This is a genomic window from Mycobacterium sp. JS623 (assembly GCF_000328565.1).
In the GTDB taxonomy this organism is placed as follows: domain Bacteria; phylum Actinomycetota; class Actinomycetes; order Mycobacteriales; family Mycobacteriaceae; genus Mycobacterium.
This window is the reverse complement of the sequence record NC_019966.1, coordinates 1,886,373-1,909,100: the sequence shown is the minus strand read 5'-3', so window position 1 is coordinate 1,909,100 and position 22,728 is coordinate 1,886,373. Positions and strand designations below refer to the sequence as shown.

The following is a 22,728-nucleotide window of genomic DNA, read 5'->3' as shown; positions in this document are numbered from 1 at the left end:
TGCCGGACAATTGATGGCATCGATGGAAGACCACACCCGGGCTGGCGTCGTGAGGGCCACGGGCCCGCAGAAGGTATCGATGTCGTCGATGGGCGAGCATTCACGAGGATTGTTTGTCGCGGGTCGCAGGGTCGTCTTAACCTGACGTTGGCCCACTTCCGGACGCGCACGCTCAACCTCAAGGACTCCGCATCATGACGCTATTGCTCGACGACCAGGCCGTCCGCGATTCATTCGGCTGGGCACGGGCAATCGATGCACTCCGCGCTGCTTACGCCGGCGATGTCGCAGACTCCCGCTACCCCGAACGGTCGATGGCTCGCGGTGACGGCAGCTGGCTCCGGACCCTCACCGGGGTATCGGCCGATAACGGTCTCATGGGCGCCAAACTCATAGCGGCGTCCATGAAGACCCGTCAGGTGTCCTACCTGATCCCCTTGTTCGACGAGCACACCGCTGAGCTCGTGGCTCTGATAGACGGTCAGTCAATCACCGGATTCCGCACCGCCGCGACCTCGGCGGTCGCCGCTGACCTCCTGGCGAGTCCCGGCGAGCTCGACGTTGCCGTAATCGGCTCTGGCTTCGAGGCCAAGAAGCACCTTCGCGCCATAACGGCAGCACGCGCCCTGTCCTCGGTCAGCGTCTGGAGCCCCCGTGCGGAGAGCCGGTCTCGGTTCGTCGCGGATCTGGACGATCTGGAACTGCCACTGAGCGCTGCCCAAGATGCCGAGAGTGCAGTCGGCGCAGCCAACCTGGTGATCTGTGCGGCCCGTTCGCGCGACGAATCACCCACCGTCCGTGGTGCGTGGCTCCGGCCCGGAACCACCGTGATATCCGTCGGATCGACCCTCCCCGAACAACACGAGGTCGACGTTGAGCTACTGGATCGCGCTGAGCTCATCGTCGCTGACATGGTCGATGAGGTTCTGCACGACACCGGCGATGCGTTGGCAGCCAAAGCAGCCGGCGTCGATCTCGGGCCGAAAACCATCTCACTGGCAGACCTCGTGGCGGGCCGGCATCCGGGCCGCACGAGTAGCGACCACATCCTGGTGTACAAGTCGGTGGGCTCAGCGGTGCAGGACATCGCCGTCGCAGCCATGTGTCTGGCCGAGGCCCGGCGCCTTCGACTCGGAGTCCCGCTACCCATCTCGATCCCCCCCGTCCACAAATAGAGGGGCGGCTATGACTTCTCAGGTGACCACACAGAGATCTAGCCTCGGTCTCGCCGACCCATCGCTGTTCAGGTCGTCCTCCTACGTCGACGGGCAGTGGCTCAGCCGCGACGGCGGCGAACGGCTCGTCGTGCACAATCCGTCCACCGGCGAACCGATCGCCGATCTGCCGTCGGCCGGCGCCGACGAGACCCAGCTCGCCGTCGAGGCCGCCCAGCGCGCATTGCCCGCCTGGCGCGGGCTGTCCGGCAAAGAGCGTTCGAAGGTCATGCGTCGATGGTTCGAGCTGGTCCGGGACAACACCGAGGATCTGGCGCGACTCATCGTTCTCGAGGAGGGCAAGCCCCTGGCCGAGGCCATCGGCGAGATGAATTACGCGGCGTCCTTCATCGAGTGGTTCGGTGAGGAGGCCAAACGCGTGCGCGGTGATGTTTTTCCCGCGCCCGAGTCGTCTCGTCGAGTCGTGGTGCTCAGGGAGGCGATTGGCGTGAGCGCTGCCATCACACCGTGGAACTTCCCCGCCGCCATGATCACTCGCAAGGCTGCCCCCGCACTGGCCGCCGGGTGCACGATGATACTCAAGCCCGCCGAGCAGACGCCGCTGACGGCACTGGCCCTCGCCGAGCTCGCTGAACGAGCCGGCGTGCCAGCTGGGGTGCTCAGCATCGTGGTCGGCGATGCCCGCGAGATCGGTCCGGTGCTGACTGGCAGCCCCATCGTCCGCAAGGTCAGTTTCACCGGCTCAACCGAAATTGGTCGGCTCCTGCTCGCTCAATCAGCGGAAACCGTCAAGAAGACTTCGATGGAGCTCGGCGGCAATGCGCCGGTCCTCGTCTTCGACGACGCCGATCTCGATCAGGCGGTCGCCGGCGTGATCGCCACCAAGTATCGCAATACGGGCCAAGCGTGCATCAGCGCCAACCGGGTCTACGTCCAGTCGGGGATCTACGATCGGTTCGCCGAAGCGTTGACACGTACGGTCGAGGACCTCGTGGTCGGTGACGGATTCGACGCAGGTGTCCAGCAGGGTCCGCTCATCGACGTCGACGCTGTCGCGAAGGTCGAGGAGCACGTCGCCAACGCGGCCAACCTGGGTGCGCGGGTGCTCTGCGGCGGTCGGCGTCACGCTCGCGGCGGCTTGTTTTTTGAACCGACGGTTCTGGCCGATGTCGACTCCACGATGCGCATCACCCGCGAGGAGACATTCGGACCCGTGACCCCGCTCATCCGGTTCGAGGACGAATCCGATGCGATCCGCATGGCCAACGACACCGAGTTCGGGCTGGCGGCATACCTCTTCACCCGCGACGCTGAGCGTACGTGGCGGGTCAGCGCGGCTCTCGAGGCGGGAATGATCGGCATCAACACCGGCCTCATCTCCAACGAGATCGCGCCCTTCGGTGGCGTGAAGCAGTCGGGTCTGGGCCGAGAGGGATCGGTCTACGGGATCGACGAGTACACGGAAATGAAATACCTCGCCTGGGAGGGCGCTGGCGCGATGTAGAAATCGCCTCCCCCGCAGAACAATTCGCACCTTCAAGAGCCCCACGAGAGGAAACACCATGGCCGTCTACACCCGCACCGAAGCCCGCGAATGGGCCCGCGAGAAGCTCATCGGCGCCGTCAACTGCACCATCCCGTCGTTCACAAGCGACCTCAAATCCATCAACGAGGCAGGCATCCGCCACGACATCCGTCGCGCGAAGGAACACGGCTTCCTCGGCACGCTGGGTGTCTCCGAGGTCAACATCACCCTGCCGGAATACCTGGAATTCCTTCGCATCATCCGCGATGAGGCCGGCCAGGACCTGGTCGTCGTACACCACGGAAGCTGGAGCACCCTCGCCGACAACATCGAGGCCGTTCGCGGCGCCGAGGAGGCCGGCGCAGATCTCGTGCTGCTGTCCTATCCGCCGAACTTCTACCCGGAGACCGAGCAGGAGATCTACGACTACACGAAGGCGGTGTGCGACGCCACCGATCTCGCCGTCATCCTCTTTCCGATGTACCTGTGGGGATTCAGCCCGCGAATCCACCCGTCGGACATCCCCAGCCGCCTCATCCGTCGCCTACTCGACGACTGCCCCAACATCGCCGTCATCAAAGCTGAAGGCGGGTTTCCCTACATCCAGGGAATCATCGAATGCCATCGTCTATTCGGCGAGGAAGTCGTCATCTCCGTGCCCATCGAGGCCGATCTGATCCCACTTTCGCAGATCATCCCCATCCAGCTCTCGGCCACCAGTGACCACGAGTTCTACGGGCCCTTTATTCCGCGGGTCATGCACCTGCTCGCCGACGGCAAAAACGATGATGCTGCCGAATTGTTTTGGCAGACGCATCCCGCGCGCAAAGCCAAGGCGGCCCTGGCGCCGTCGCTCAATGGTGGCGCGTTCATCAATCGCCAGGCGTGGAAGTTCCAGGGCTGGCTACAGGGATACAACGGTGGTCCGCTGCGTCAGCCCACCCAACGAATCCACGACGGTCAAATGCTCGCTCTCCGCAAGGGTCTCATCGACTCCGGCCTCGACCCGTCCATGGACCCGCTCCGCGAATTCTTCGTCGGCCGCAACCCGGCCTGACGCGCGCGATTCAGCGCTAAGGCGTAGCCACCAGATTGGCTGCTTGCGTCCGCAGTCGGTCACGGAACCACGCCTGGGCAGGATCCCCGTCGAGGCGGCGCAGCCAGATGAGCGTTTCGGTGATTGGCTCTAGCTGCATGGGTGGATCGATGAACTGCAGATTGGCGGCCTTGGCCATGCGTGTCGCAAGTGTCCGCGGGATCAGCGTCACCAATGTGGTGTCGCGCAACATGAACGGGGCCACGGCGATGCTGGTACTGACCTCGACTCTGCGCGGTATGCCGAGGACATCGAGGTTGGTGTCACCCAAAGAGGGCCGCCCATCCTCGAAGGTTGCCGCCAGGTAGGGCATGGCGCTGAACTCCTCGACCGTCATCGCCGAACGGACCGCGCGGTTGGCGGCATCGGCAGCCAGCACGTAGCGGTCGCGATAGAGCACCTCGCGACGGACGTCGTCTCTCCAGAGAGCAGGGAACGCCGAGATGACCTCTCGAGGCAGCACGATCACGTCGACACGTCCGCGCAGCATCTCAGCGGGAATATCAATCGAGACCGTTCGAATCTGCACACGAATGTTCGGGTACGTCGACGACATCTCGACCAGCAGCGGGTGAAGAAGCGCGGCCGCCGCGAAATCACTGGCGACCACAGAAAACGCATGCTCATCGACCCTCGGGTCGAACGAGCCCAGGGAGGACAACGTCACCTGGAGCTCGGCCAACGTGCTGCTCACCGAGCTGGTCAGTGCGTTCGCGAGTGGGGTGGCGATCATCGTTCGGCCCTGCCGCACCAGAATCGGATCCTTGAAGAGCCTGCGCAGCCGCGCCAGGGTCGAACTCATCGCAGACTGTCCGATCCCTAGACGCGCAGCTGCCCCGGTGACGCTCCGTTCGGACATCAACGCCTCGAACGCGACCAGCAAGTTCAGATCGACACGGCCCAGCTGTGCCAAAGACGGGTGTGGCGCAGAGCCGGTTTCGGACACGATCGGACTATTCACCGCGCGACGCCCGGCATCGGCGACCACGTTTTCCGGGAGGCGATATCCACCAGCCGTTCTCGCAGCCAGCGATGACTGGGGTCGTCGTCGTTCCGGCATGCCCAGACCATGGCCTCGACCATCGGCTCCAGCGCCATGGGTGGCGTGAGCAACTTCAACCGCGCGCCGTCGGCGACCGCCGACGCCAAACTGGCGGGCAGAACGGTGACGAGTGGTGTGTCGCGCAGCACGAAAGGTGCAAGACCGAAACCCGTAGTCACCTCCAGGCGCCGCGGAATGCCGAGTCGGTCCAGTTGCGTCTCGACGAGCGTGGGGGAATGTCCGTTGCTGCTTGCGAGATAGGGCAGCGACGAAAACTGTTCGAGCGTAATCTCGCTCGAGACCAGCGGGTTGGCCGCATCGACGGCGATGACGTAGGGGTCGCTGTACAGCGTCTGGTAACCGAAGGAATCGGTGATCGAATCCGCGGCCAGCGGCACGATCGTCAGATCGACGTTGTCGGCTGTCATGTCGTCGAGGAAGGTGGCCGACACCGGTTCGACGTGCAGCTCGACGTGCGGCGCTGCATTCCGTAGCTCGACCAGTAGCGGCTGGAGCACGGCCAGGGCAGCGTACTCACTCGCCATCACGGTGAAGCTGCGGCGGTCCCGTTCAGGGTCAAAGACGGGCGGTTCGGTCAGAATCGAATTGAACCGACTCAGTGCCTCTCGAACCGGAACTACGAGTTCCTCCGCAAGCGGAGTCGGGAACATGGTCCGGCCCCGGCGCTCGAGCACCGGATCGTTGAGCAACGCCCGCAACCTTGACAAGGTCGAACTCATCGCCGACTGTCCGACCGAAAGTTTGCGCGCAGCTGCCGTCACGTTCTGCTCGGTCATAAGCACGTCGAACGCCACGAGCAGGTTCAGATCGACCTGCCGAAGATCCATGGGCTGATGGTAGGTCATCGAATTGATCAGGTCGATGGCGAAGTATCGCCAAACATTGTTGGTGCCACGTGATCGGCGCCACTAGCGTTGATTTTGCAGCGTCCGTCCGGGATGCAGTAAAGAGGTGAGGAGTTCACCGATGGCTTCTGGATTCAGTCCGATCACGCATCTGCGGCACGTCGGTCTCGCTGTGCCGAACTATGACCAGGCTGTGGAGTTCTACACCAAGGTTTGGGGTCTGCTGCCAATAGCCAGCGATTCGGGGGTGACGTTCTTCGGGACGCCCGCTGATCCAGAGCACTACATCCTGCGCGTACGAGAGGACCGACAGAAGCGGCTCGACCTGATTGCGTTCGCGGCGGAATCGATCGGTGAAGTCGACCTCCTGGCTGAACGCCTGGGACGGGCAGGGGTGAAGATCGATCGCGACCCAGCCGTGATGACGACCCCGGGAGGTGGGTACGGTCTGCGGTTCTTCGACCTGGACGGCCGTCTCATCGAGGTCTCTGCGGACGTGCAGCAGCGCCCGTTCCGATTGCTCGAGGAGCGGGAGTCCATACCACGCAAGCTCAGCCACGTAGTGATCAACTCGACGGACGTCCACAAGACCAAAGCGTTCTACGAAACGCATCTGGGATTCAGACTGTCGGACTGGTTGGGCGATCTGATGTGCTTCATGCGCAGCAGTTCGCAGCATCACATTCTGGCGATCTCACGGGCGCCGTCGACATCGTTGAATCACATCTCGTTCGAGATGCGTGGGCTGGACGAATACATGCGGGGCACGGGCCGGATGATTCGCAGTGGCTACCGGCCGCTGTGGGGCCCGGGTCGCCACAGCGCCGGCGACAACACGTTCTCCTACTTCTTCGATCCCTTGGACAACGTGATCGAATACACGACCGAACTCGAACTCGTTGACGAGGCCACCTGGGAGCCAACGACATACGACCCGATGCGTGCTGAGACCCAGGATCAGTGGGGCACCGGTGGGGCCATGACCGAGGTAATGCTGCCGATCATGCTGAAACAGCGCGATGACGACGGACTCTGGAGCCCCTCACCGGTCTAGTAAGCCCGTTGTCCCCCACGGCCCGGGAACTCCGCCCGACGAAAGGAAAGACTCGTGTCAGATCTTGACGGCAAGGTGGCTGTCATCACCGGCGGCGCCAACGGCATAGGTCTGGCCTGTGCGCAGAAGCTTAGCGACGAGGGGGCGAACATCGTGATCGCCGACATCGATCTCGCAGCGGCAGAAAAGCGAGCCGACGAACTGCCGACCGACTCACTCGGCGTCCATCTCGACGTCCGGGACTCCGCTTCTGCGAATGAATTGGCCTCGACGGTATTGCGCGAATACGGTCGGGTCGACGTCCTCGTCAACAACGCGGGTATGAACATCGGAGCCCGTAACACCACTGACGTGACCGATGAGGAATTTGACCTCCTGATGTCGATCAACGTGCGGGGCACGTTCACGACGACGCGGGCACTTCTGCCGGCCCTCATCGAGCAGCGCGGCGGGAGCATCATCAACATGTCGTCGATCTGCGGCCAACGAGGCATCGCCCTGATCGCGCCCTACTCGGCGTCGAAGTTCGCCATCGTCGGCATGACCCAGAGCCTCGCAGCCGAGCTCGCCCAGTACGACATCACCGTCAACTCCGTGCACCCCGGCATCGTGGCCACTGATCTGCACGTCAAGGTGGTCGAAGAGTTCAGCGGACTCAAGGGCCTCAGCTTCGAAGACGGATGGGACGGCTTCGTTTCAAGGATCCCGCTCGGCCGGCTTCAGACCACCGAGGACATCGGCGACATGGTGGCCTTCCTGGCGTCCCCCAAGGCTCGCAACATCACCGGCTCAGCGTTCAACGTCGACGGCGGCCTCCTGTTGGCCTGACCAAGGTCTCCGCGTCAAACCTTTTGTAGCTCGTCCTTTCCCGCGATAAGAGGTACGCGGAAGAGCGCTGAGGCCCATCAATCAGCGCACCGCTCGCCTTTGGCTGGCACTTGGCCGTAGTCAACGCCGGGTGCCAGCGTGCGGACCCGAATGCCGTCCAGTGCGGATCATTCGCCGTCACTGAGGCCGCGGCCGCGCGCTATGACAGGACCGAAGGAATGCCCGGAGAACGGCCAGGCCGTCGCTTACACCTCCGACGGCTGCGCAGCGATCCCCAACTGGTGCACCAAGCTGAAGCCACCCAGGACCTCGCACACCGTCGAAATGCTCACAATGGACGCACCGGAGAATCGAATGCGGTCGACGGTACGAGCTGTGAACTGCCTGCCGGTCGGTGGAATCCCGAAGAATTCACCCCGCCAGGTTCCCGACCCAACAAAGAAGACCACTACCTCGTCCTCGTGGGCGATTTGGTCGGTAACGGAGAATGTGAGATCTGGGAAGGCGGTACAGAACGCTTGCAACATCGCAATGAGTTTGTCGCGCCCCTCGATCGGGCTTTCATGTTCGAAGACGACATCCGGGGCGAGGATGTTCGTCAGCGTTTCGAAATCCCGCCGATTGACCGCGGCAAAGTATTCCTTCGCGACAGCATCCGCCTTGGCGACTGCATCCGTTGAAGTCACAAGCTGCTCCTCACGATTTGTTATGTCGTAAGCGTAGGAGCGCTCGGGCATAGCGGGAAAACGGTTTCTGTCAATGGGGTCGCATTGATTGCGTCGATGGAATCGGCTCGCGCACGGACGCTGGATTCACGTCTGTCCAAGGCGGTCGCGCGAGCGCGAAAACATCGCGGGTCGTTACCGGGTTCGTACCGCGGTGCAGACGCCCCGAGGCCCAGGGTGATGTAGTGGGTGAGGGCGCGTGCAGGCGTCGGCGGAGCCACCAGCACTCTCACCTAATCCCGGATCGGACAGTCAGCGCGTGCCGCTCGTCTTGGCCGCACCAGATTTGGCGACCTGGCCGTGCATCGGCAACGTCCGCGCACACCGACTCCGGGCTAGGGGCTTGTGCGCGGACCACAGGGCGCCCGAGGTCTGCCAGCGCCTATCCAAGATTGGCGGTACTCGCTGAGGGGTGCTCAACGTCGTAATCGTTGCTACTCACAGAGGAGCTTCGTGGCCGGCTCGCGTGGAACGTCTAGCGCTTAGCCCGGCTTGCGACCCGAATACCGGTGCTATGCAGGATTTTCGTCGTCGCTGCGGCCGCGGCCGGTCGAAATGACGGGGCCGATCTGGCGGATTTGAGGCAACGTGGTCACCACATGCGCAGTCACTCGATCACTTAGACACACATAGTGGTGCGCCACGTCGCCTGGAAATCGGACGAAGTCCCCTGCGGCCACGTCGACCGGTTCACTGAGCGGACCGGTGCGCAGCCTCCCGGTGATCACGAACAGGTGATGAAGGGTGCCGGGTGGGTACGGATCAACCGCTTTGGGCTCGGCGCTGCCGCGCTCCAGTCGCAGCACGAGTGTGCGCACATAACCCGAGCCATAGATCTCGTCGAGTAGTCGCTCCGACCACTCAGGCCCCCCGCTCCACACCCCGTCGTCGCGGCGTTGGACATACACGGGGGTGCCCCATTCGGTGAGTAGCCGCCGGGCGGGAAGATCCAACGCAGCGCCCAGCAGCGCCAGCGTTTCTACCGTCGGGTTACCGGTGCCCTGCTCGATTTTGGACAAGGTCTGCTTTGCGAGACCGGAACGACGAGCCAACTCACCCAGCGACATGGCACGCTCGCGGCGGAACCGGCGCACGTTACGGGCGACGAGCTGGTTCTCCCCCGACGTACTGTCACTTTTAATAGTCATAGCGTCATTATTGACGAACGCCCCCAGGTTTTGCATCATGTTCACTAAGAGTGACGAACAGGCAAATAGAAGCGACCGTCACACGCCCCGGGAGGAAGTCATGACAGCCGTACTCGACTCCGTGCCCGACGACAGAGCCGCCGTCGACAAGGCGTTCAGCCTGCTGGTTGCATTCGGAGACGAGGCCAGCACCGGTGTCGGTGTTAGCGAACTCGCCCGGCGCGCAAGCCTGAGCAAGTCGACCGCCTACCGCGTGTTGGGGATGCTGGAGCGCAACGCCATGGTGGAACGCATCGGCACCAGCTACCGGCTGGGCCCCCGGTTACACGAACTGGGCCTGGCGGTGTACCCGCGCAGCCACGAGCGGGTGCGCGACCAGCTGATGCCCTTCCTCACCGAACTGTTCGAAGCGACGCACCAGACCGTGCACCTGGCGATGCTGCACGATACCGATGTCGTCTACCTGGCCAAACTCTACGGACATCGCAACGCGGTTGCGCCATCACGCATCGGCGGGCGCCTACCCGCACATTGCACCGCCGTCGGCAAGGTCTTGTTGGCCTATGACCCCGCTACGGTGGAGAGGATCACCGGCGGCCGACTTGCCGCGCTCACCACTCGCTCGATCACTGATGGCAACGAATTGACGGGTGCGCTCGATCGGGTAAGGCGCGACGGCGTGGCGACCGAGCACGAGGAGAGCCGCCCCGGGTTGGGCTGCGTTGCGGCACCGGTGTTCGGCCGCAACGGGTTACCGATCGCCGCGTTGTCGGTGTCGGTTCCCGTGTCCGCCGACCTTCGTCCGTTCACGCACAGCTTGCGGCGTGTCTGCGCTTCCGCCTCCCGGACAATGGGCCAGTCGCACCGCAATGGGTGATCAGGTGCCGGGCACTCGATCGAGGTCGGCGTCCACCTGAGTTACCCACTCCGGTTCTCGGACAAGCAGACTCAATTCCTCACCGGGAACGTCGACGTCGACGACGTGGCGAAAGCCCACCGACTCCGCCGCCGAGAATGCGGCCAGGTCATCGGGTGCAACAGCAACGACAACACGTCGGCAGGCGGGGTCTGCGGCCACAATCGCAACGCCAAGTTCGTCGAGGAAAGCAGTCAGCCGAGACGAGGGCGGGGGTCGGCGTGAGATGCGAATCTCAACATCATGGGCACCCACCGGGTAGGCGTCGCGCAGAGGACCGCCGCTGGCATACCGGGCTACCCCCTCGACGCACTCGCCGTCGTCATCACGACGGATAATGCCGAGGACGTCTTTCTCCCCGGGTGTGACCGTCCACCCCGGCCCCAAGTCCAGCGACAGCCGCTTCACAGATGGTCACCTCCAGCAGCCAAAGCGAACCCGCGCACGCCGATACCACCGTCGACCGAAATCGCCTGTCCGGTAATGGGTCCGCTCTGCTCGCGGCTGGCCAGCAGAACGTAGGATCCGGTGAAATCTCGCGGGTCGGTGCTCGAGTCGTACAGCGGGATCGGTGGCGGCGCATCACCCGCTTTCTTCTTCGCAAAGGACGCCGCCAGTGTGCGGTCCTGCATGTCTAGGGCCGCCGGCCCGCGCAACGCCGTATTCATCGCCCCACAGGCCACGCCGTTGACGCGGACCTTCGGCGCCAATTCGTATGCGAACTCACGCATCAGCCCCAGGCACGCGTGCTTGCTGGCCGTGTAGATCGGGCCGCCGCCGTTGACGTAAAACGAGGCGTTGGACAATGTCATCACGATGCTGCCGCGGGTCTTGACCAGCTCCCGCCACGCTGCCTCAGCGGCCAGCAGATAACCCTTGACGTTGACGGCGAACAACTCGTCGAAGGTCGCACTGAGCTGCGCGCCGGTCATCCGGGTCAGCTGCCGGTGGTAATCCCAGATCCCGGCATTGGCCACTAGCGTGTCGAGCTTCCCGAAGCGGTCAACGGTCTCGCCGACCGCGCGATGCAGGTCCGCCGAATCGCGCACATCCGCGCTGATCGCGTGCAGCTTGGCCGGATCGGCGCTGGCCTCGATGGCGGCGTGCAGCGCATCGGGGTCGCGGCCGAGGATGGCGACCGAGGCGCCCTCGGCGATGAATCGTTCGGCGACGGCCCGCCCGATCCCGGTACTCCCGCCGGTAATCAGCGCGACGTATCCTTGCAGCCAGCCGGTCAACGCAACTCCGTCAGGAACTGCGCCACCAGCAGTTCAAAATCGCGCTGGCGCTCTAACTGCACCCAGTGCCCGCAGTTGCCGAATACGTGCAGCTGCACGTTGCGGATCTGTTTGAGCATGATTTGAGATCCGTCGAGGGTGATGGTGCGGTCATCACGGCCCCATAACAGCAGGGTGGGGGCGGTGACCTTGTGCAGATCACGCCACAGCGGATCCATACCGTGTCGCTTACCGAAGGCGGCGTTGTGTCGGTGATAGAACTCGATGTGACTGGGGTCCAGCGATGCCTCGTACCGCGCTTTGACGACGTCGGCGCCGAACTGCTTGTGGTCGAAGACCATGGTGCGGATGAAGTTCGACATCTTCTTCTCGCTGGGGCCATCACCGTTGTAGTACCGGAACATCTCCTTTTGCACCTCGGTCGGAGTCGGGCCGAATGGCAGCCAGCCACCCCCGGGCGCCATCAGCACCAGTCCGGTGATCCGATCCGGCTGCGCCTGTGCCATCGCGATGGCCGCCGCGCCGCCAAGGCTGTTGCCCAGCAGGTGAAACCGGTCGATACCGATGGCGTCCAGCGCCTCGAAAAGCGCGCCGACCGAGATCTGGGTGATCGACTGCGCGTCGAGGTCGGCCTCGGTGGGGCGGTAGCTGCCGCCGAACCCGGGCTGATCGGGCAGCACGACCCGAAACGTCTTGGCCAGCGCAGGCAGGTTCTGGTGGTAGTTGCTGACACCGGAGGCTCCCGGGCCGCCGCCGTGCAACATGACCAGGACGGGTCCCTCGCCGGTCTCTGACATGGCGATGTCGCCGTAGGAGGTGGTTACCGTCCGCGTGAGCAACGTGGGCATTTCGTCGATCTCAGTGTCGAATTGCGTGCTGGCCACCGGCACGTCCTTTCACTCGTCGGTCTGAAGGAAATCTGTCGACTCAGAAGAAGGTGGAGATGTTCTTGGCCAGCAGGACGCTCTGGTCGAGCAAGATGACCCTGCGGGCGACCTTCAACCCGCCGTCGGGGCTGCGACGCAGGATGTCGGTGCGGCACCCCGCGAACAGGTTCACCTCGCGTTCGAGGCGGTTGCGATACACCAGGAACGCCGAGCGGGCGGCGAGATCAGAGCCACTGGCCTGATCCGAATCGACATGGTGCACCACGACATTCGTGACCAGATGCCGAGTCCGCGATGGCGGATCCTCGGCCCAGGCCATGCCGGAATCGAACCGCCGGATCCGCCAGGCCAGACTTTCCTTGGTCTCGTCGTAGAACGCGGCCTCGCCGCGTGCCGATATCGACAGCGCCTGTTGGCGACGCAACCGGTTGGTTCTCGTGGGCATCCAGTAGTCGAGGTCGTCGGCCAACAGATCGAGCCAGTCAGTGAAGCGTCCGTCGTCGAGCAACTCAGCCTCGGTGTAGTAGAACTGCTCAACCTCGAAGTGAATGTCGTGGCTGGCCCGCCGCGCTCCGTCGATGCTGGCCAATATTGTTGCCGCGCTGGTCATATGCGTACTCTCCGTGTCGTCATCATCGTTTGATCAGCCTGCGTAGGTCTACCGATCGATCGCCTAGTTCGGCCGCGGATACCGTGATGCCGCGGTCGATCATCCTGCGCGCGGCCCTAACAAACGCCGAGTCGTCGACCGCCACCGCTCCGGCAACCCGCCCACCGCGCAATCCGAAGCACGCGTAGGGCTGCTCACCGAGGCGACGGTGATCGACTGTCCGATGACGATGCCCTCGCCTTCGGCGATATCGGCGACGGCGGCGACGCGGATGCCCTCACTCATCGGCGCCCTTGCGTTCATGCCACGCCGGGGTGTTCATCAGGTCACGCCAGTGGGCGTAGAAGGAGCGCGCGGCGGCATCGCTGTAAAGTTCACTGGTTACTCCGGGATGGCGCCCGTCTTCGCGTTCGGATCCCAGCCCCATCTGATAGTTCAGATGGACGGAGTTGGTGATGAATCCGTGCGCGATGGTCTGCGCCTCACTCCAGTTCTCACCGTCGTCCTGTTCGAAGATTCCACTTGGACCGAAGGTGCGCAGGTTGTAGAGGCGCTGCGCCTCCCGCACATGCTCGGGCATCGACTTGTCCAAGATGCACCACGCCCAGACCTCCATCCGGTCAGGTCCTTTCGGGTGCGCCACCCGAATCGACCCGTTGACCGGCAGGTAGGAAAAGTTCGGAAATACCGTACCGTGCCCGGTCGTCAACGGGCCCTCAACGCGTGCCTCGCCCAGCCGCAGCCGCAAAGCGGCGTAGTCCATCCATTCATGTACGGTCTGGTTGTCGAACCGGTTGCGCGGATGCACCGGGAAGCCGTGCCCGTGCCCCCTCGGGTCGACGTACTGCCGCCCAGTACGGTGCACCACTTCGGCTTTGGGCTTCCCACCCGCCAGCACCGTCAGCGCCGAGCCGTGACTCATGTTCACGTGATACCAGTCGCTGGCGGCCTGTTCGGCGGCGAGTTTCCAGTTGCCCTCCACCACCCATTTCTCCACGCCGCCGACAACGACGGTGCCTTCTGGATCGTGGTCGAGCATCGCGTCCAAGTACCAGGTCATCCCGCCCAGCGAGTCGCGCAGGCTACTCGCTCCTGGATCCCAGTTCCCGAAGATCAACCCGTGGTAGGAGTCCACGTTCGGCACCTCGACCAAACCCCAATCACTGGACTGAAAACTGTCCGGATATCCCTCCTTGTTCGGGATGCTGATCAACTTGCCCTCGAGGTCATACGCCCACCCGTGATACGTGCAGGTGAAGCTGCGGGTGGCGCCGAGTTCCGCACGGCACACCCGCACCCCCCGGTGCCGGCACGAGTTCAGAAACGCTCGGATCTTGCGGTTCTTGTCCATCGTGACGATCACCGGGTCCTCACCCATATACGTGGTGAAGAAGTCGCCGGGCTTGTGGAACTGGTCGGTATGGGCGAGGAACAACCAGTGGGTGGCGAAGATCCGCCGCTGCTCCTGCCGGTAGATCAGTTCATTGGTGAACAACGCGCGGTCCAACAGCCCACCCTCGGCGTCGACGAGACCCGACACGTCGATAGTGCGCTCGAGTTCAGCGGGACGTCGTAGCGTGTTGGTCGGCGGCGACGTGAGTGCCTGGCCCTTGGCGCCCGGGTGCATGGTGGAAGTCATACGGACCACACGACTTGGGTCGCCCAACGAATTCAAGCGACCGTTTCGCACAACGGCACACCGACTGTGAACCGAGGCACGACGCAGCCAACGTTGGCGATGTGCTTGCCGCAGTTGCTGTCTCACAGAAATCCTCATGACCCTTTGGAGGGGCTTGAATTCCGTGAAGTGCCGGCAAACCGCAACCCCGGCCCGGATGGGCCCTAGTGAGGGTGGCGGCCTCCGCGCTGAACATGCACGACCTGTGGACCCTGCGCGGTGTCGGACATCCCGCCGACGCCTGCCGATGGTGCTGGGCTGTGACGTGTCGGGGTACGACGAGGACGGAAACCCGGTGATGTTCACCCGGTCATCGCCGACCCCGACGCCGGCCGCGGAAACGAGACGCTAGACCCCAATCGTGCGCTGTTGACCGAGCGGCACAACGGCGAATTCGCCGAGTACATCTCGGTGCCGCGGCGCAACCTCGTCGCCATGCCGCCCTGGCTGACCGTCGATGAGGCGGCTTGCCTGCCGGTGGCGTGGACGACGGCCTACCGAATGTTGTTCACCCAGGCCAACATCAAGGCCGGTGACCGTGTCCTGGTGCAGGGAGTCGGCGGCGGGGTGTCCTCGGCCGCCATCGAACTCGCGGTGGCCGCGGGCGCCGTCGTCTACACCACCAGTCGAAGCGAGGCCATATGCACCGAAGCGCTGCGTTGGGGCGCACGGGAAGCGGTGCCCAGCGGGGAACGACTGCCTGGACGGGTCGATGTCGTTATCGAGACAGTCGGTGAAGCCACCTGGTCGCACTCGCTGAAGTCGGTGCGCCCGGGCGGCACCGTCGTGATCGCCGGCGCGACCACCGGGATGAATCCGCCGGCAGACCTGGGACGCATCTTCTACGTGCAGCTGAGAATCCTAGGCTCCACAGGTGCTACGCGTACCGAGCTCGAGGCATTGCCGCGGTTGCTCGACGCCATCGGAACCCGGCCGGTGATCGACCGGACCTTGCCACTTGCCGACATCCACAAGGGTTTTCAACAGATGCTCGACGGCGACGTCATGGGAAAGATCGTCATCCATCCGTCATCCGAGACTGAGGCACCTAAATGATCGCCGCCGTCGTTGGCCTATCACACTCGCCGCTCATCGGTAAGAACGACCCCGACCCCCGAAACCCTCGCCCGGGTCGACGCGGTAATCGATGCCGCCGCCTCACCTGGAGGCCGATTCCGCGCTGGCCGAACTGTTCGTCTCGCGGGTCCCACTACCAGCCACGCACGGCCGGATCCGGCAAAGTGAGATCAGCTCTAGGCAGAGCGTTCGATCGCGGGCGGTCAGAGTTCCAGTCCACCTGTCTCTACGAAGATTTCGGCTGAGCGGGTGGTCGCGGCAGCTATGCGTTGGTATCCGGTGCGCCAGGCATCAATGGTTTTGAGATGTTCCTTCCAGACCGTTCGGCGCGTGCTGCGGCGCTGCTGGTTGCGCTCAAGGGTCTCTGCGACGATGTCTGGGAGGAGCTCAGTCGGCGTGTGTTCGGCGTGTGCTTGCATGGTGGTGGGTCGGTCGTCGTTGGCCAGGAGGGTGCGGAATGCCTGCGCGGCGGTGGATTTGGTGCCGCGGTGTAGTTGGTGGATCTGTGGTGCGGCGATGGGTGTGGCGTGGTGGTGGTCGGCTTCGTGATTGAGCTTTTGGTAGAGGTATGCGTTGTTGGTGTGGCGGCCGCGGGTCATGGCGACGTAGGCCATAGAGCGGGAGGCGCCTTCGCCGAGGATGGCGTGGCAGGTGTCGGTGGTGACGCCTTGGGCGGCGTGCACGGTGGTGGCGTAGCCCAGGGTGATGTGCTCGGTGAGGTAGTCGCCGTCGAAGACGGTGCGGGCACCGTCGGACAGACGTTCGGCGGCAAGCCGATTGGTGGCGAGGTCGTTGTCACCCGTCGCACGCACCGGTAGCATAAGCGGTAGTGAAACCGGAAGTGCTGGAGGTTTCGGGATGGCCGCTGCATTGGATCGGGCCGTCGAGGCCAGCGAGATCGTGGACGCATTGAAACCCTTCGGCGTCACACAGCTCGACGTTGCCGCGGTTACGCAAGTCTCCGACCGCGCGGTCCGCGGCTGGCGCACCGGCGACATCCGCCCAGACCGCTATGACCGACTGGCCCAGCTTCGTGACCTTGTCCTTCTGCTCTCCGACTCCCTGACCCCACGAGGCGTTGGCCAGTGGCTGCACGCCAAAAACCGCATCCTCGACGGCGCGCGCCCCGTTGACTTGCTTGCTGACGACCACTACGAGGATGTCCGCCGCGCCGCTGAATCCTTCATCGATGGCTCCTACGTTTGAGCCCAACCGATGCGGTTGCCACCGCACCGCGGCGAAAGCTGACCGGTAGTTTCTGGCATCAAGGCCCCACTCGCCATCCACTGACCTCCTGCGTAGATCCCGCCCGCGGACCCGGTCGCTACCACCAGACCGGCGAGCCGGGCGTCTGGTATGCATCCAACCGCGAGCAGGGCGCCTGGGCGGAGTTCTTTCGCCACTTCGTCGAGGATGGAGTCGACCCATTCGAAGTACGCCGCCGCGTAGGTCGTGTATCAGTCGACCTTGACGTCCTCGACCTGACCGATCCCGCCACACGATCGCACCTGGGCGTCGACGCCGACGACTCTCCGAGGACTGCACCATCACCCAGGCCATCGCCACCGCCGCCCGCGATGCCGGATTCGACGCCGTACTCGCGCCCGCAGCCGGACTCCCCGGTTGCACAACACTCGCGGTCTTCGCCCACGCACTGCCCCACGTCGCCGCCGAGCGATCACAGATACGTCAACCTCCCCCACGACTCGCAGACCTTCTCCCGCTCATACGACCCCATGAAGACGTCCCAGACGCTGTGCGCCGGCTGCTCAAAACGCTGGGAAGCCATGGCGCCGAGGAAATCCGGCGCAGACGCACCACATAGCCCAACCGCGCAACACGCCCGATCGGGTGTCAGCTCAGCGCCGACCCGATAGCGTCGGCGGCCACTTGGGCGCTGCGCCAGTCGAGGTGACCGTATACACCGATCGTGGTCTGGATTGACTCATGACCGAGGTGCTGCTGGATGACCGGGAGCGGGACGCCGGCCTGGATCATCCACGAGGCACACGTGTGTCGTAGGTCGTGCACGCGCGGCGACTTGGTCAGCCCCGCCCTCCTCGCAGCCTCACGGGCGGGTTTCCAGCCGCCGTTGAAGAACTCTTGGGCACGAACGGGATTGCCCGCGCCGTTAGTGAACAACAGACCCGGCGCGGTCAAGTCGATGACCTCCAGCGCCGCCGGCGGCAAGCTGATGGTGCGAATCGACTTCTTCGTCTTCGGCGGCCCAATCTGCGGCCGGTAATCACCGGAGTACTTCCATGCCTTATTGATTCGACAGGTCTTCGCATCGGTATCGATGTCGGCCGCGTTCAATGCGGTCGCTTCGGAGAAGCGCATACCGGTAGTCACCAACCATGTCGCCAGGTTCTTCCAGCGATCACCTTCGATGTGATCACGCAGCAGCCGGAACTCCTCGGGCGTCAGGAACACCGTCTCCTCCACACGCGTATGCGGCAGGCGGCGACCCTGACACGGGTTCGAGGCGATTACCCCGGCCCGTACCGCGGCGTTGAGCGCTCCGGAAAGAAAGCCGTGCTTGTTCGCGATCGTCTTGCCGCTGCCACCAAGCTGCTTCACCCACTTCGCGATCGTCGTCTCGGTGACCGCCGACACCGGCATCGAGCCGAACACCGGGTCGATATCGCGGGCGACATAGGTGCGGTAACGAGCCAGGGTCGCCGGCTGCACACCGGTCAGATTGTCGATGTGGCTGCTCAGCCACTCGGTGACCGTCGGGACATGGCGCCCGATCTCGTCGAACTCGATGATCCGCAGCGCCTCGTCGGGACCGTGGTCTTCGAGCAGCGTCTTGAAACGCTCTGCGGCAGGCAGATTTTCGAAGGTCAGCGAGCGCTGGCGGCCATCCTGGCGCCACAGCACGCGGTAGGTGTTCCCAGCGCGGTTCTTCTGGGCGTGGATGCTTGCCACAACCCTTGATGTTCGGTGAACTGTTACGCCGATCCCGACGCAACGTCCAAAAGTGCCTCTGAACTGCGGTTTCTTTGTGGGCCTAAGGGGAGAACTATCGAACCCCCTCACGAGAGAACGTTTAGCCCGCCTTGCGGCGGATTCTGCGGGCGACTGGTTGCCAAGGACGAAAGAAGCCCTCGAAACTGAAAACGGCTGACTTTGGCGGCACCGGTTCGAGTACGGCCGTCGTCGTGGAGGCGATAGGAAGAAACTCGAACCTTGCGCACATGTCGAGAAAATGGTCTGACCTGCGACAACGGATTGGCGAATCTTCACCTCGACAATCCCTATTGTATCAAGACAAGCCGAAAACCCGTTCGAAACGCCATCTGACCCCTCAAGACACCGCTGACATCGTTGCTTGCTACCGAGCTGGTGAGACGACCCAGCAGATCGGTACGCACTACGGCATCTCCAAGACGCGAGTCGCCACCGTCCTCCGCGAGCAGGGTGTCAACATTCGCAAGGCAAGGTCTGGATGCCGAGGAAGTCAGCGAAGCCGCAGTGCTCTACGTCGAAGGCAAGTCACTGGCGTGGCTTGGCGCCAGATATGGCGTGTTGCACACGACTATCGCAACCGCACTCCGCGACCATAGCGTTCCGCTCCGCCCGCGACGCGGGTGGCAGTGACACTCGATGACGCGAAAAGGAAAGTGTTTTCCATACCCAACCAGCGGAAAGCACATTATCTCAAACGGATAGTTGGCGATCGGCTCAGGATCGTAAGCGTCTTCCGCGGTCGGGTAATTGCGACATAGAAGTTTCGTACACTGCCGATATTGTCGGCGTCGCAGAGAATCGCATGGTCATATTCAAGGCCCTTGACCAGGAGTGTTCGAGACACAATGCGCTGCTGCCTGCGACGTCCTGTGTACCGAAGCCGATCCCGGATCATCGAGAGGTTGGCCCGCATGTTCTCACCCGGATTCAGCACAACCGCCTCTATAGCGGCGAGTGTGTCCCGCCACGCCTCGATGCAATAGAGTCTGCCTTCCCGCGCCGACTCGATCGCCCTCATCGCTGTGACGAGATTTCGTAGCGACGGCTTCGTTGCAAGAGCCTCCAGAGCCGCGAGAGTGGATTCAAGTCCGCGACGGCTCAACCCCTCTAAGCCTTCGCCGCGCTGTAACCGACGGAGGATCGGTTGATTGATCTCGCCAAAGCCTGAGAAGCAACTCTTCGCGAAGTAGGCCAACCAGAGCGCGTAACCATCCGGGTCGGACGATTCGAGAGTAGCGAGACTTTCGTGCATGAAGCGGCCGTTGAGATCTTCCATGACGGCGTATGTTCCGCCCAATCGCCCTGCAGTACTAGCGTTGTCAGATCGCCACTGATTGAGAATCAAAACCGACTCTTCGAACGTCGTGAACCCATAGGCTGCATCCGCCACCGCCTGATGGCTCGAAGCCAGCCATTGGAGTCCCGGCACCGAAGTCTGAGATAGATCGAGAGTCGCACCTGAAACGAGTTGTGACCGAACGTCAAGGAGCCATTGTCCAAGCTCCGCGTTGTGGCCTGCCCACCGCCAAGCTGTGTGCTCACGATCGAGGAGTGGATAGCTCGGGAAGACATGTTCGTCCCAGTCGACCAGAGTCTCACCCGCAAAGTCGAAGATCCCCTGCAGGCGGTCCCCAAACACCGCGGCCAATGGAATCGCGGACGCGATCTCCAGTATTAGATCGTGCTGGTTAAGGTTGCAGTCCTGGTACTCATCAACGAACAAGTACGCGAAGCTCGCGGAGTGCATTCGATTGATCGCTCTTGCTTGCGCGACATTCGCTGCACCACTGACATATTCAGGTGTCTGTGTCCAGTCGGGAACTGGTGCGATCTTGATTCCTGCGAGGTCTGGATAGTGACGCACAAGCTCGAACGCCCAGCTAGCGATAGTGTCGACATGAACCATCCGTTGAGGAACTCCAAAGTCTTTCAATCGCTTTCGCAGGGCTGCAACACCGGCATTCGTATGGGTGAGGATGAGGGAAGCCGAGCCGTCATGCGCCGCAACTCCTGCCATGGCAGCGATCAGCTGGGTCTTGCCCGTACCTGCGGGCATCTCCACAGAGAATGGCATTCGCCGCAGTAGTAGCGTCGCCTCATTGCGCAGCGCTGCATCCATCGCAACTACCAGTCCACCTCTGGACGGGTCTCCTCCGACTCAGCGCCGAACACGTCCTCATACAACTGATCAATGACAGTGATCAAGGTCGATCCCGCCAGTACATCGTGATTACCTGCAATCCACTCCGCCAACCGCCGACCCTGATACGGATTCTTAAACCACGCGTACTCCTTTGCCGCGGAAGCAATTAGAGCTCGCGCGGTGACAAGAGTGAACCCGTGGCCGGTGATCCATTCGCTCACGTCGAGTGTGTCGAGGTTGGCACCGCTGCTGTCCTGGTTGTGGAGATCCTGCAATACAGTCTGCTGATTCATACGATGCTCAAGAGCGATTTCCAAGATCACCGTGAGCTGTGCAGCCGTCAGAGTGGCGACCAACTCACGCTCCGTATCGTGGCCGCTGTTCCATCTACGGATAGTCACGCCCTCGCGTGAAGCCTTGTTTACCTCACTATCTACCGAACGATCGTCGTTGTCCATGAGAACGACTGCGTCGTAACCGGCTTCGGTCAGAAGGCGCGCGCGTCGAGTTGCGTTCGATCCGCCCCCTCCATCCGCGATAGCGACACCTAATCCAGCTGCCGGAGTCTCTCCGGCGTCAACTCGCTCCTTATTCCAAAGATCGACCAGACCGAGAAGAAGCCCGTACTCGGTCTTGCCTTCACCGAAGATCACCTTGCGTGACAGGAACGCAGATGGATTCGAGCGAAGAACTGCTTGCGCTCGGTTTGGTCTAGCGGTGAAGTCATGCGTTGAGATATTTCCGTCGCCATCAGAGCGGACAACACAGAGATCAGATGCCGTCAACTGCTCGACAGCAACAGGTGAATGGGTCGTGACAAATACCTGAGCAACTTGACCTGAGTTCCGCAGATGGTGGAGCAAGTACACAAGCCGATGCGGCTCAAGACCATACTCAATCTCATCGATCATCAGGATTGTCTTGTGCGCAAACGCTAATTGCTGTGTTGCAATGCCTGCCAGCCGACGAGTACCCAGACCGTAACTGGTGAGCGGAACCCGTTCCTCGTATAGTGCCAACACACCCGCCGACGAGGACAGCGAGGTGTCGAGACCAGGCTTCAGGGCTGAAAAGTTCCCACTGCCAAGCGAATTCAGGCGCTCTTGCACCCTCCCGGTCAGCGCCTGTAAGTCTTCAGAGATCGACCCCGCAACGGCATCTCGCGATGCGCGGGTGGCTGCTGCAAGCGTCCCTGATGTGCCGTGTACGGCCTCCGTCATCCGACCCAGTGCCGACGTACGAGTCCAACGGAGGTGCCCATCAATTCGCTCGTCTACTTTGAAAACTCCCAACGCTTTTCGGGCACCAACACCTATCTGCGGAAACGGCTCATTTCCGCCCTCGCGATAAACTGACCACACCGGCTCCAGGTCCGCATCGATCTTCAATTGGATGACGACACAGGTCGAGTCAGCGTCCGCAGGATCGTGAGTCAGCTCGCCATCGTCCTTGATGCCGCTCAGTTCCATACCGAGGACGCCGTGCTTCATCACCTCGTTCGACAGATCATCGATCGTCACGCGGATGGTGATTGGCTGCTCAACGTTTGCGTCGTAGAAGTCCGCATCCGACAGCGAAAGTGAATAACGCTCGCACAACGCCAAATACATCGCCTCGAGGATTGTAGTCTTGGTGCTATCGCCGGGGCCCACGAGGCACACGAAGTCCCGATCCTTTGGGGCGATCCAGTTCAGATTCTTGATGCCGCGGAAGTTTTCGATATCTACTCGACGAATACGCATATGTG

Annotated in this window: 22 protein-coding genes and 2 pseudogenes; 9 read left to right on the top strand and 15 right to left on the bottom strand. The window is 62.7% G+C overall.

Translation table 11 applies throughout. From position 1 onward, the window contains the following. The first annotated feature begins 194 nt into the window (after window positions 1-194). From MYCSM_RS09245 to MYCSM_RS09235, 3 genes are read left to right on the top strand one after another with little or no spacing between them, the layout of a single operon-like run. The gene (locus MYCSM_RS09245; RefSeq protein ID WP_015305882.1) at window positions 195-1,175 is read left to right on the top strand and encodes an ornithine cyclodeaminase family protein; all 981 of its coding nucleotides are present in this window, start codon (window positions 195-197) and stop codon (window positions 1,173-1,175) included. Between the two features lie 10 nt (window positions 1,176-1,185). Further along, entirely contained in the window at window positions 1,186-2,679 is a 1,494-nt protein-coding gene (locus tag MYCSM_RS09240; RefSeq protein ID WP_015305881.1) for an NAD-dependent succinate-semialdehyde dehydrogenase, read from the top strand. A 58-nt stretch (window positions 2,680-2,737) separates the two neighbouring features. Then, entirely contained in the window at window positions 2,738-3,757 is a 1,020-nt protein-coding gene (locus MYCSM_RS09235; protein WP_015305880.1) for a dihydrodipicolinate synthase family protein, read from the top strand. 16 nt (window positions 3,758-3,773) lie between these two features. Here the strand turns inward: MYCSM_RS09235 and MYCSM_RS09230 are convergent, their stop codons facing one another. Both MYCSM_RS09230 and MYCSM_RS09225 read right to left on the bottom strand, forming a co-directional pair. Continuing rightward, window positions 3,774-4,742 carry a LysR family transcriptional regulator gene (locus MYCSM_RS09230; RefSeq protein ID WP_198345017.1) on the bottom strand — a complete coding sequence of 323 codons (969 nt, stop codon included), beginning with the start codon at window positions 4,740-4,742 and terminating at the stop codon, window positions 3,774-3,776. A gap of 11 nt (window positions 4,743-4,753) precedes the next feature. Next, a complete protein-coding gene (locus MYCSM_RS09225) occupies window positions 4,754-5,686 on the bottom strand; it encodes a LysR family transcriptional regulator (RefSeq protein WP_051073729.1) in 933 nt (310 codons plus the stop codon). Between the two features lie 139 nt (window positions 5,687-5,825). On the opposite strand from MYCSM_RS09225, the gene MYCSM_RS09220 reads away from it, so the two are divergent. Together MYCSM_RS09220 and MYCSM_RS09215 are read left to right on the top strand one after the other, a co-directional pair. Next, on the top strand, window positions 5,826-6,758 hold the full coding sequence (locus MYCSM_RS09220; protein WP_015305877.1) for a VOC family protein: 933 nt from the start codon (window positions 5,826-5,828) through the stop codon (window positions 6,756-6,758). Window positions 6,759-6,812: 54 nt separating this feature from the next. After that, window positions 6,813-7,586 (top strand): SDR family NAD(P)-dependent oxidoreductase, encoded by a 774-nt coding sequence (locus tag MYCSM_RS09215; RefSeq protein ID WP_015305876.1) that lies wholly within the window; start codon window positions 6,813-6,815, stop codon window positions 7,584-7,586. A 245-nt stretch (window positions 7,587-7,831) separates the two neighbouring features. Here the strand turns inward: MYCSM_RS09215 and MYCSM_RS09210 are convergent, their stop codons facing one another. Next, a complete protein-coding gene (locus MYCSM_RS09210; protein ID WP_015305875.1) occupies window positions 7,832-8,323 on the bottom strand; it encodes an ester cyclase in 492 nt (163 codons plus the stop codon). 500 nt (window positions 8,324-8,823) lie between these two features. After that, window positions 8,824-9,459, bottom strand: coding sequence for an XRE family transcriptional regulator (locus tag MYCSM_RS09205; RefSeq protein ID WP_041313640.1), 636 nt, complete (start codon window positions 9,457-9,459; stop codon window positions 8,824-8,826). A gap of 100 nt (window positions 9,460-9,559) precedes the next feature. Here MYCSM_RS09205 and MYCSM_RS09200 point away from each other — a divergent pair, with 100 nt between their 5' ends. Further along, a complete protein-coding gene (locus MYCSM_RS09200) occupies window positions 9,560-10,336 on the top strand; it encodes an IclR family transcriptional regulator (protein WP_015305873.1) in 777 nt (258 codons plus the stop codon). Here MYCSM_RS09200 and MYCSM_RS09195 read toward each other — a convergent pair whose 3' ends face one another. The 7 genes from MYCSM_RS09195 to MYCSM_RS09170 all read right to left on the bottom strand — a co-directional run bounded on the left by MYCSM_RS09195 (window position 10,337) and on the right by MYCSM_RS09170 (window position 14,563). Beyond that, entirely contained in the window at window positions 10,337-10,783 is a 447-nt protein-coding gene (locus tag MYCSM_RS09195) for a hypothetical protein (RefSeq protein WP_015305872.1), read from the bottom strand. Beyond that, window positions 10,780-11,613: an SDR family NAD(P)-dependent oxidoreductase gene (locus tag MYCSM_RS09190; protein ID WP_015305871.1), complete on the bottom strand. Its 834-nt coding sequence runs from the start codon at window positions 11,611-11,613 to the stop codon at window positions 10,780-10,782. The genes MYCSM_RS09195 and MYCSM_RS09190 overlap by 4 nt, the downstream gene beginning before the upstream one ends. After that, window positions 11,610-12,461, bottom strand: coding sequence for an alpha/beta fold hydrolase (locus tag MYCSM_RS09185; protein ID WP_041313633.1), 852 nt, complete (start codon window positions 12,459-12,461; stop codon window positions 11,610-11,612). Before MYCSM_RS09185 ends, MYCSM_RS09190 begins: the two co-directional genes overlap by 4 nt. Before the next feature lie 79 nt (window positions 12,462-12,540). Further along, entirely contained in the window at window positions 12,541-13,110 is a 570-nt protein-coding gene (locus MYCSM_RS09180) for a 3-phenylpropionate/cinnamic acid dioxygenase subunit beta (RefSeq protein WP_015305869.1), read from the bottom strand. 22 nt (window positions 13,111-13,132) lie between these two features. Further along, entirely contained in the window at window positions 13,133-13,282 is a 150-nt protein-coding gene (locus MYCSM_RS35860; protein WP_083906263.1) for an oxidoreductase C-terminal domain-containing protein, read from the bottom strand. Then, on the bottom strand, window positions 13,210-13,395 hold the full coding sequence (locus MYCSM_RS38120) for a hypothetical protein (RefSeq protein WP_015305868.1): 186 nt from the start codon (window positions 13,393-13,395) through the stop codon (window positions 13,210-13,212). Before MYCSM_RS38120 ends, MYCSM_RS35860 begins: the two co-directional genes overlap by 73 nt. Then, window positions 13,388-14,563, bottom strand: coding sequence for an aromatic ring-hydroxylating dioxygenase subunit alpha (locus tag MYCSM_RS09170; RefSeq protein ID WP_041313630.1), 1,176 nt, complete (start codon window positions 14,561-14,563; stop codon window positions 13,388-13,390). The genes MYCSM_RS38120 and MYCSM_RS09170 overlap by 8 nt, the downstream gene beginning before the upstream one ends. 287 nt (window positions 14,564-14,850) lie before the next feature. On the opposite strand from MYCSM_RS09170, the pseudogene MYCSM_RS09165 reads away from it, so the two are divergent. Beyond that, window positions 14,851-15,844 (top strand): annotated as a pseudogene (locus tag MYCSM_RS09165) (zinc-binding dehydrogenase). Between the two features lie 224 nt (window positions 15,845-16,068). Here the strand turns inward: MYCSM_RS09165 and MYCSM_RS37755 are convergent. Continuing rightward, window positions 16,069-16,677: a helicase C-terminal domain-containing protein gene (locus MYCSM_RS37755; protein WP_198345016.1), complete on the bottom strand. Its 609-nt coding sequence runs from the start codon at window positions 16,675-16,677 to the stop codon at window positions 16,069-16,071. A 46-nt stretch (window positions 16,678-16,723) separates the two neighbouring features. Between MYCSM_RS37755 and MYCSM_RS09155 the strand changes: the two genes are divergently transcribed. Together MYCSM_RS09155 and MYCSM_RS35855 are read left to right on the top strand one after the other, a co-directional pair. Further along, window positions 16,724-17,071, top strand: coding sequence for an antitoxin Xre/MbcA/ParS toxin-binding domain-containing protein (locus tag MYCSM_RS09155; protein WP_015305866.1), 348 nt, complete (start codon window positions 16,724-16,726; stop codon window positions 17,069-17,071). After that, window positions 17,068-17,690, top strand: a pseudogene (locus MYCSM_RS35855) (RES family NAD+ phosphorylase). The gene MYCSM_RS09155 and the pseudogene MYCSM_RS35855 overlap by 4 nt, the downstream one beginning before the upstream one ends. Before the next feature lie 29 nt (window positions 17,691-17,719). Here the strand turns inward: MYCSM_RS35855 and MYCSM_RS09150 are convergent. The 3 genes from MYCSM_RS09150 to MYCSM_RS09140 form a co-directional block, all read right to left on the bottom strand. Then, window positions 17,720-18,796, bottom strand: a complete 1,077-nt coding sequence (locus tag MYCSM_RS09150) for a tyrosine-type recombinase/integrase (protein ID WP_015305865.1) — start codon at window positions 18,794-18,796, stop codon at window positions 17,720-17,722. A gap of 727 nt (window positions 18,797-19,523) precedes the next feature. Next, on the bottom strand, window positions 19,524-20,957 hold the full coding sequence (locus tag MYCSM_RS09145; protein ID WP_015305864.1) for a UvrD-helicase domain-containing protein: 1,434 nt from the start codon (window positions 20,955-20,957) through the stop codon (window positions 19,524-19,526). Between the two features lie 5 nt (window positions 20,958-20,962). Further along, window positions 20,963-22,723, bottom strand: a complete 1,761-nt coding sequence (locus MYCSM_RS09140) for an ATP-dependent nuclease (protein ID WP_015305863.1) — start codon at window positions 22,721-22,723, stop codon at window positions 20,963-20,965. Between the last annotated feature and the right edge of the window lie 5 nt (window positions 22,724-22,728).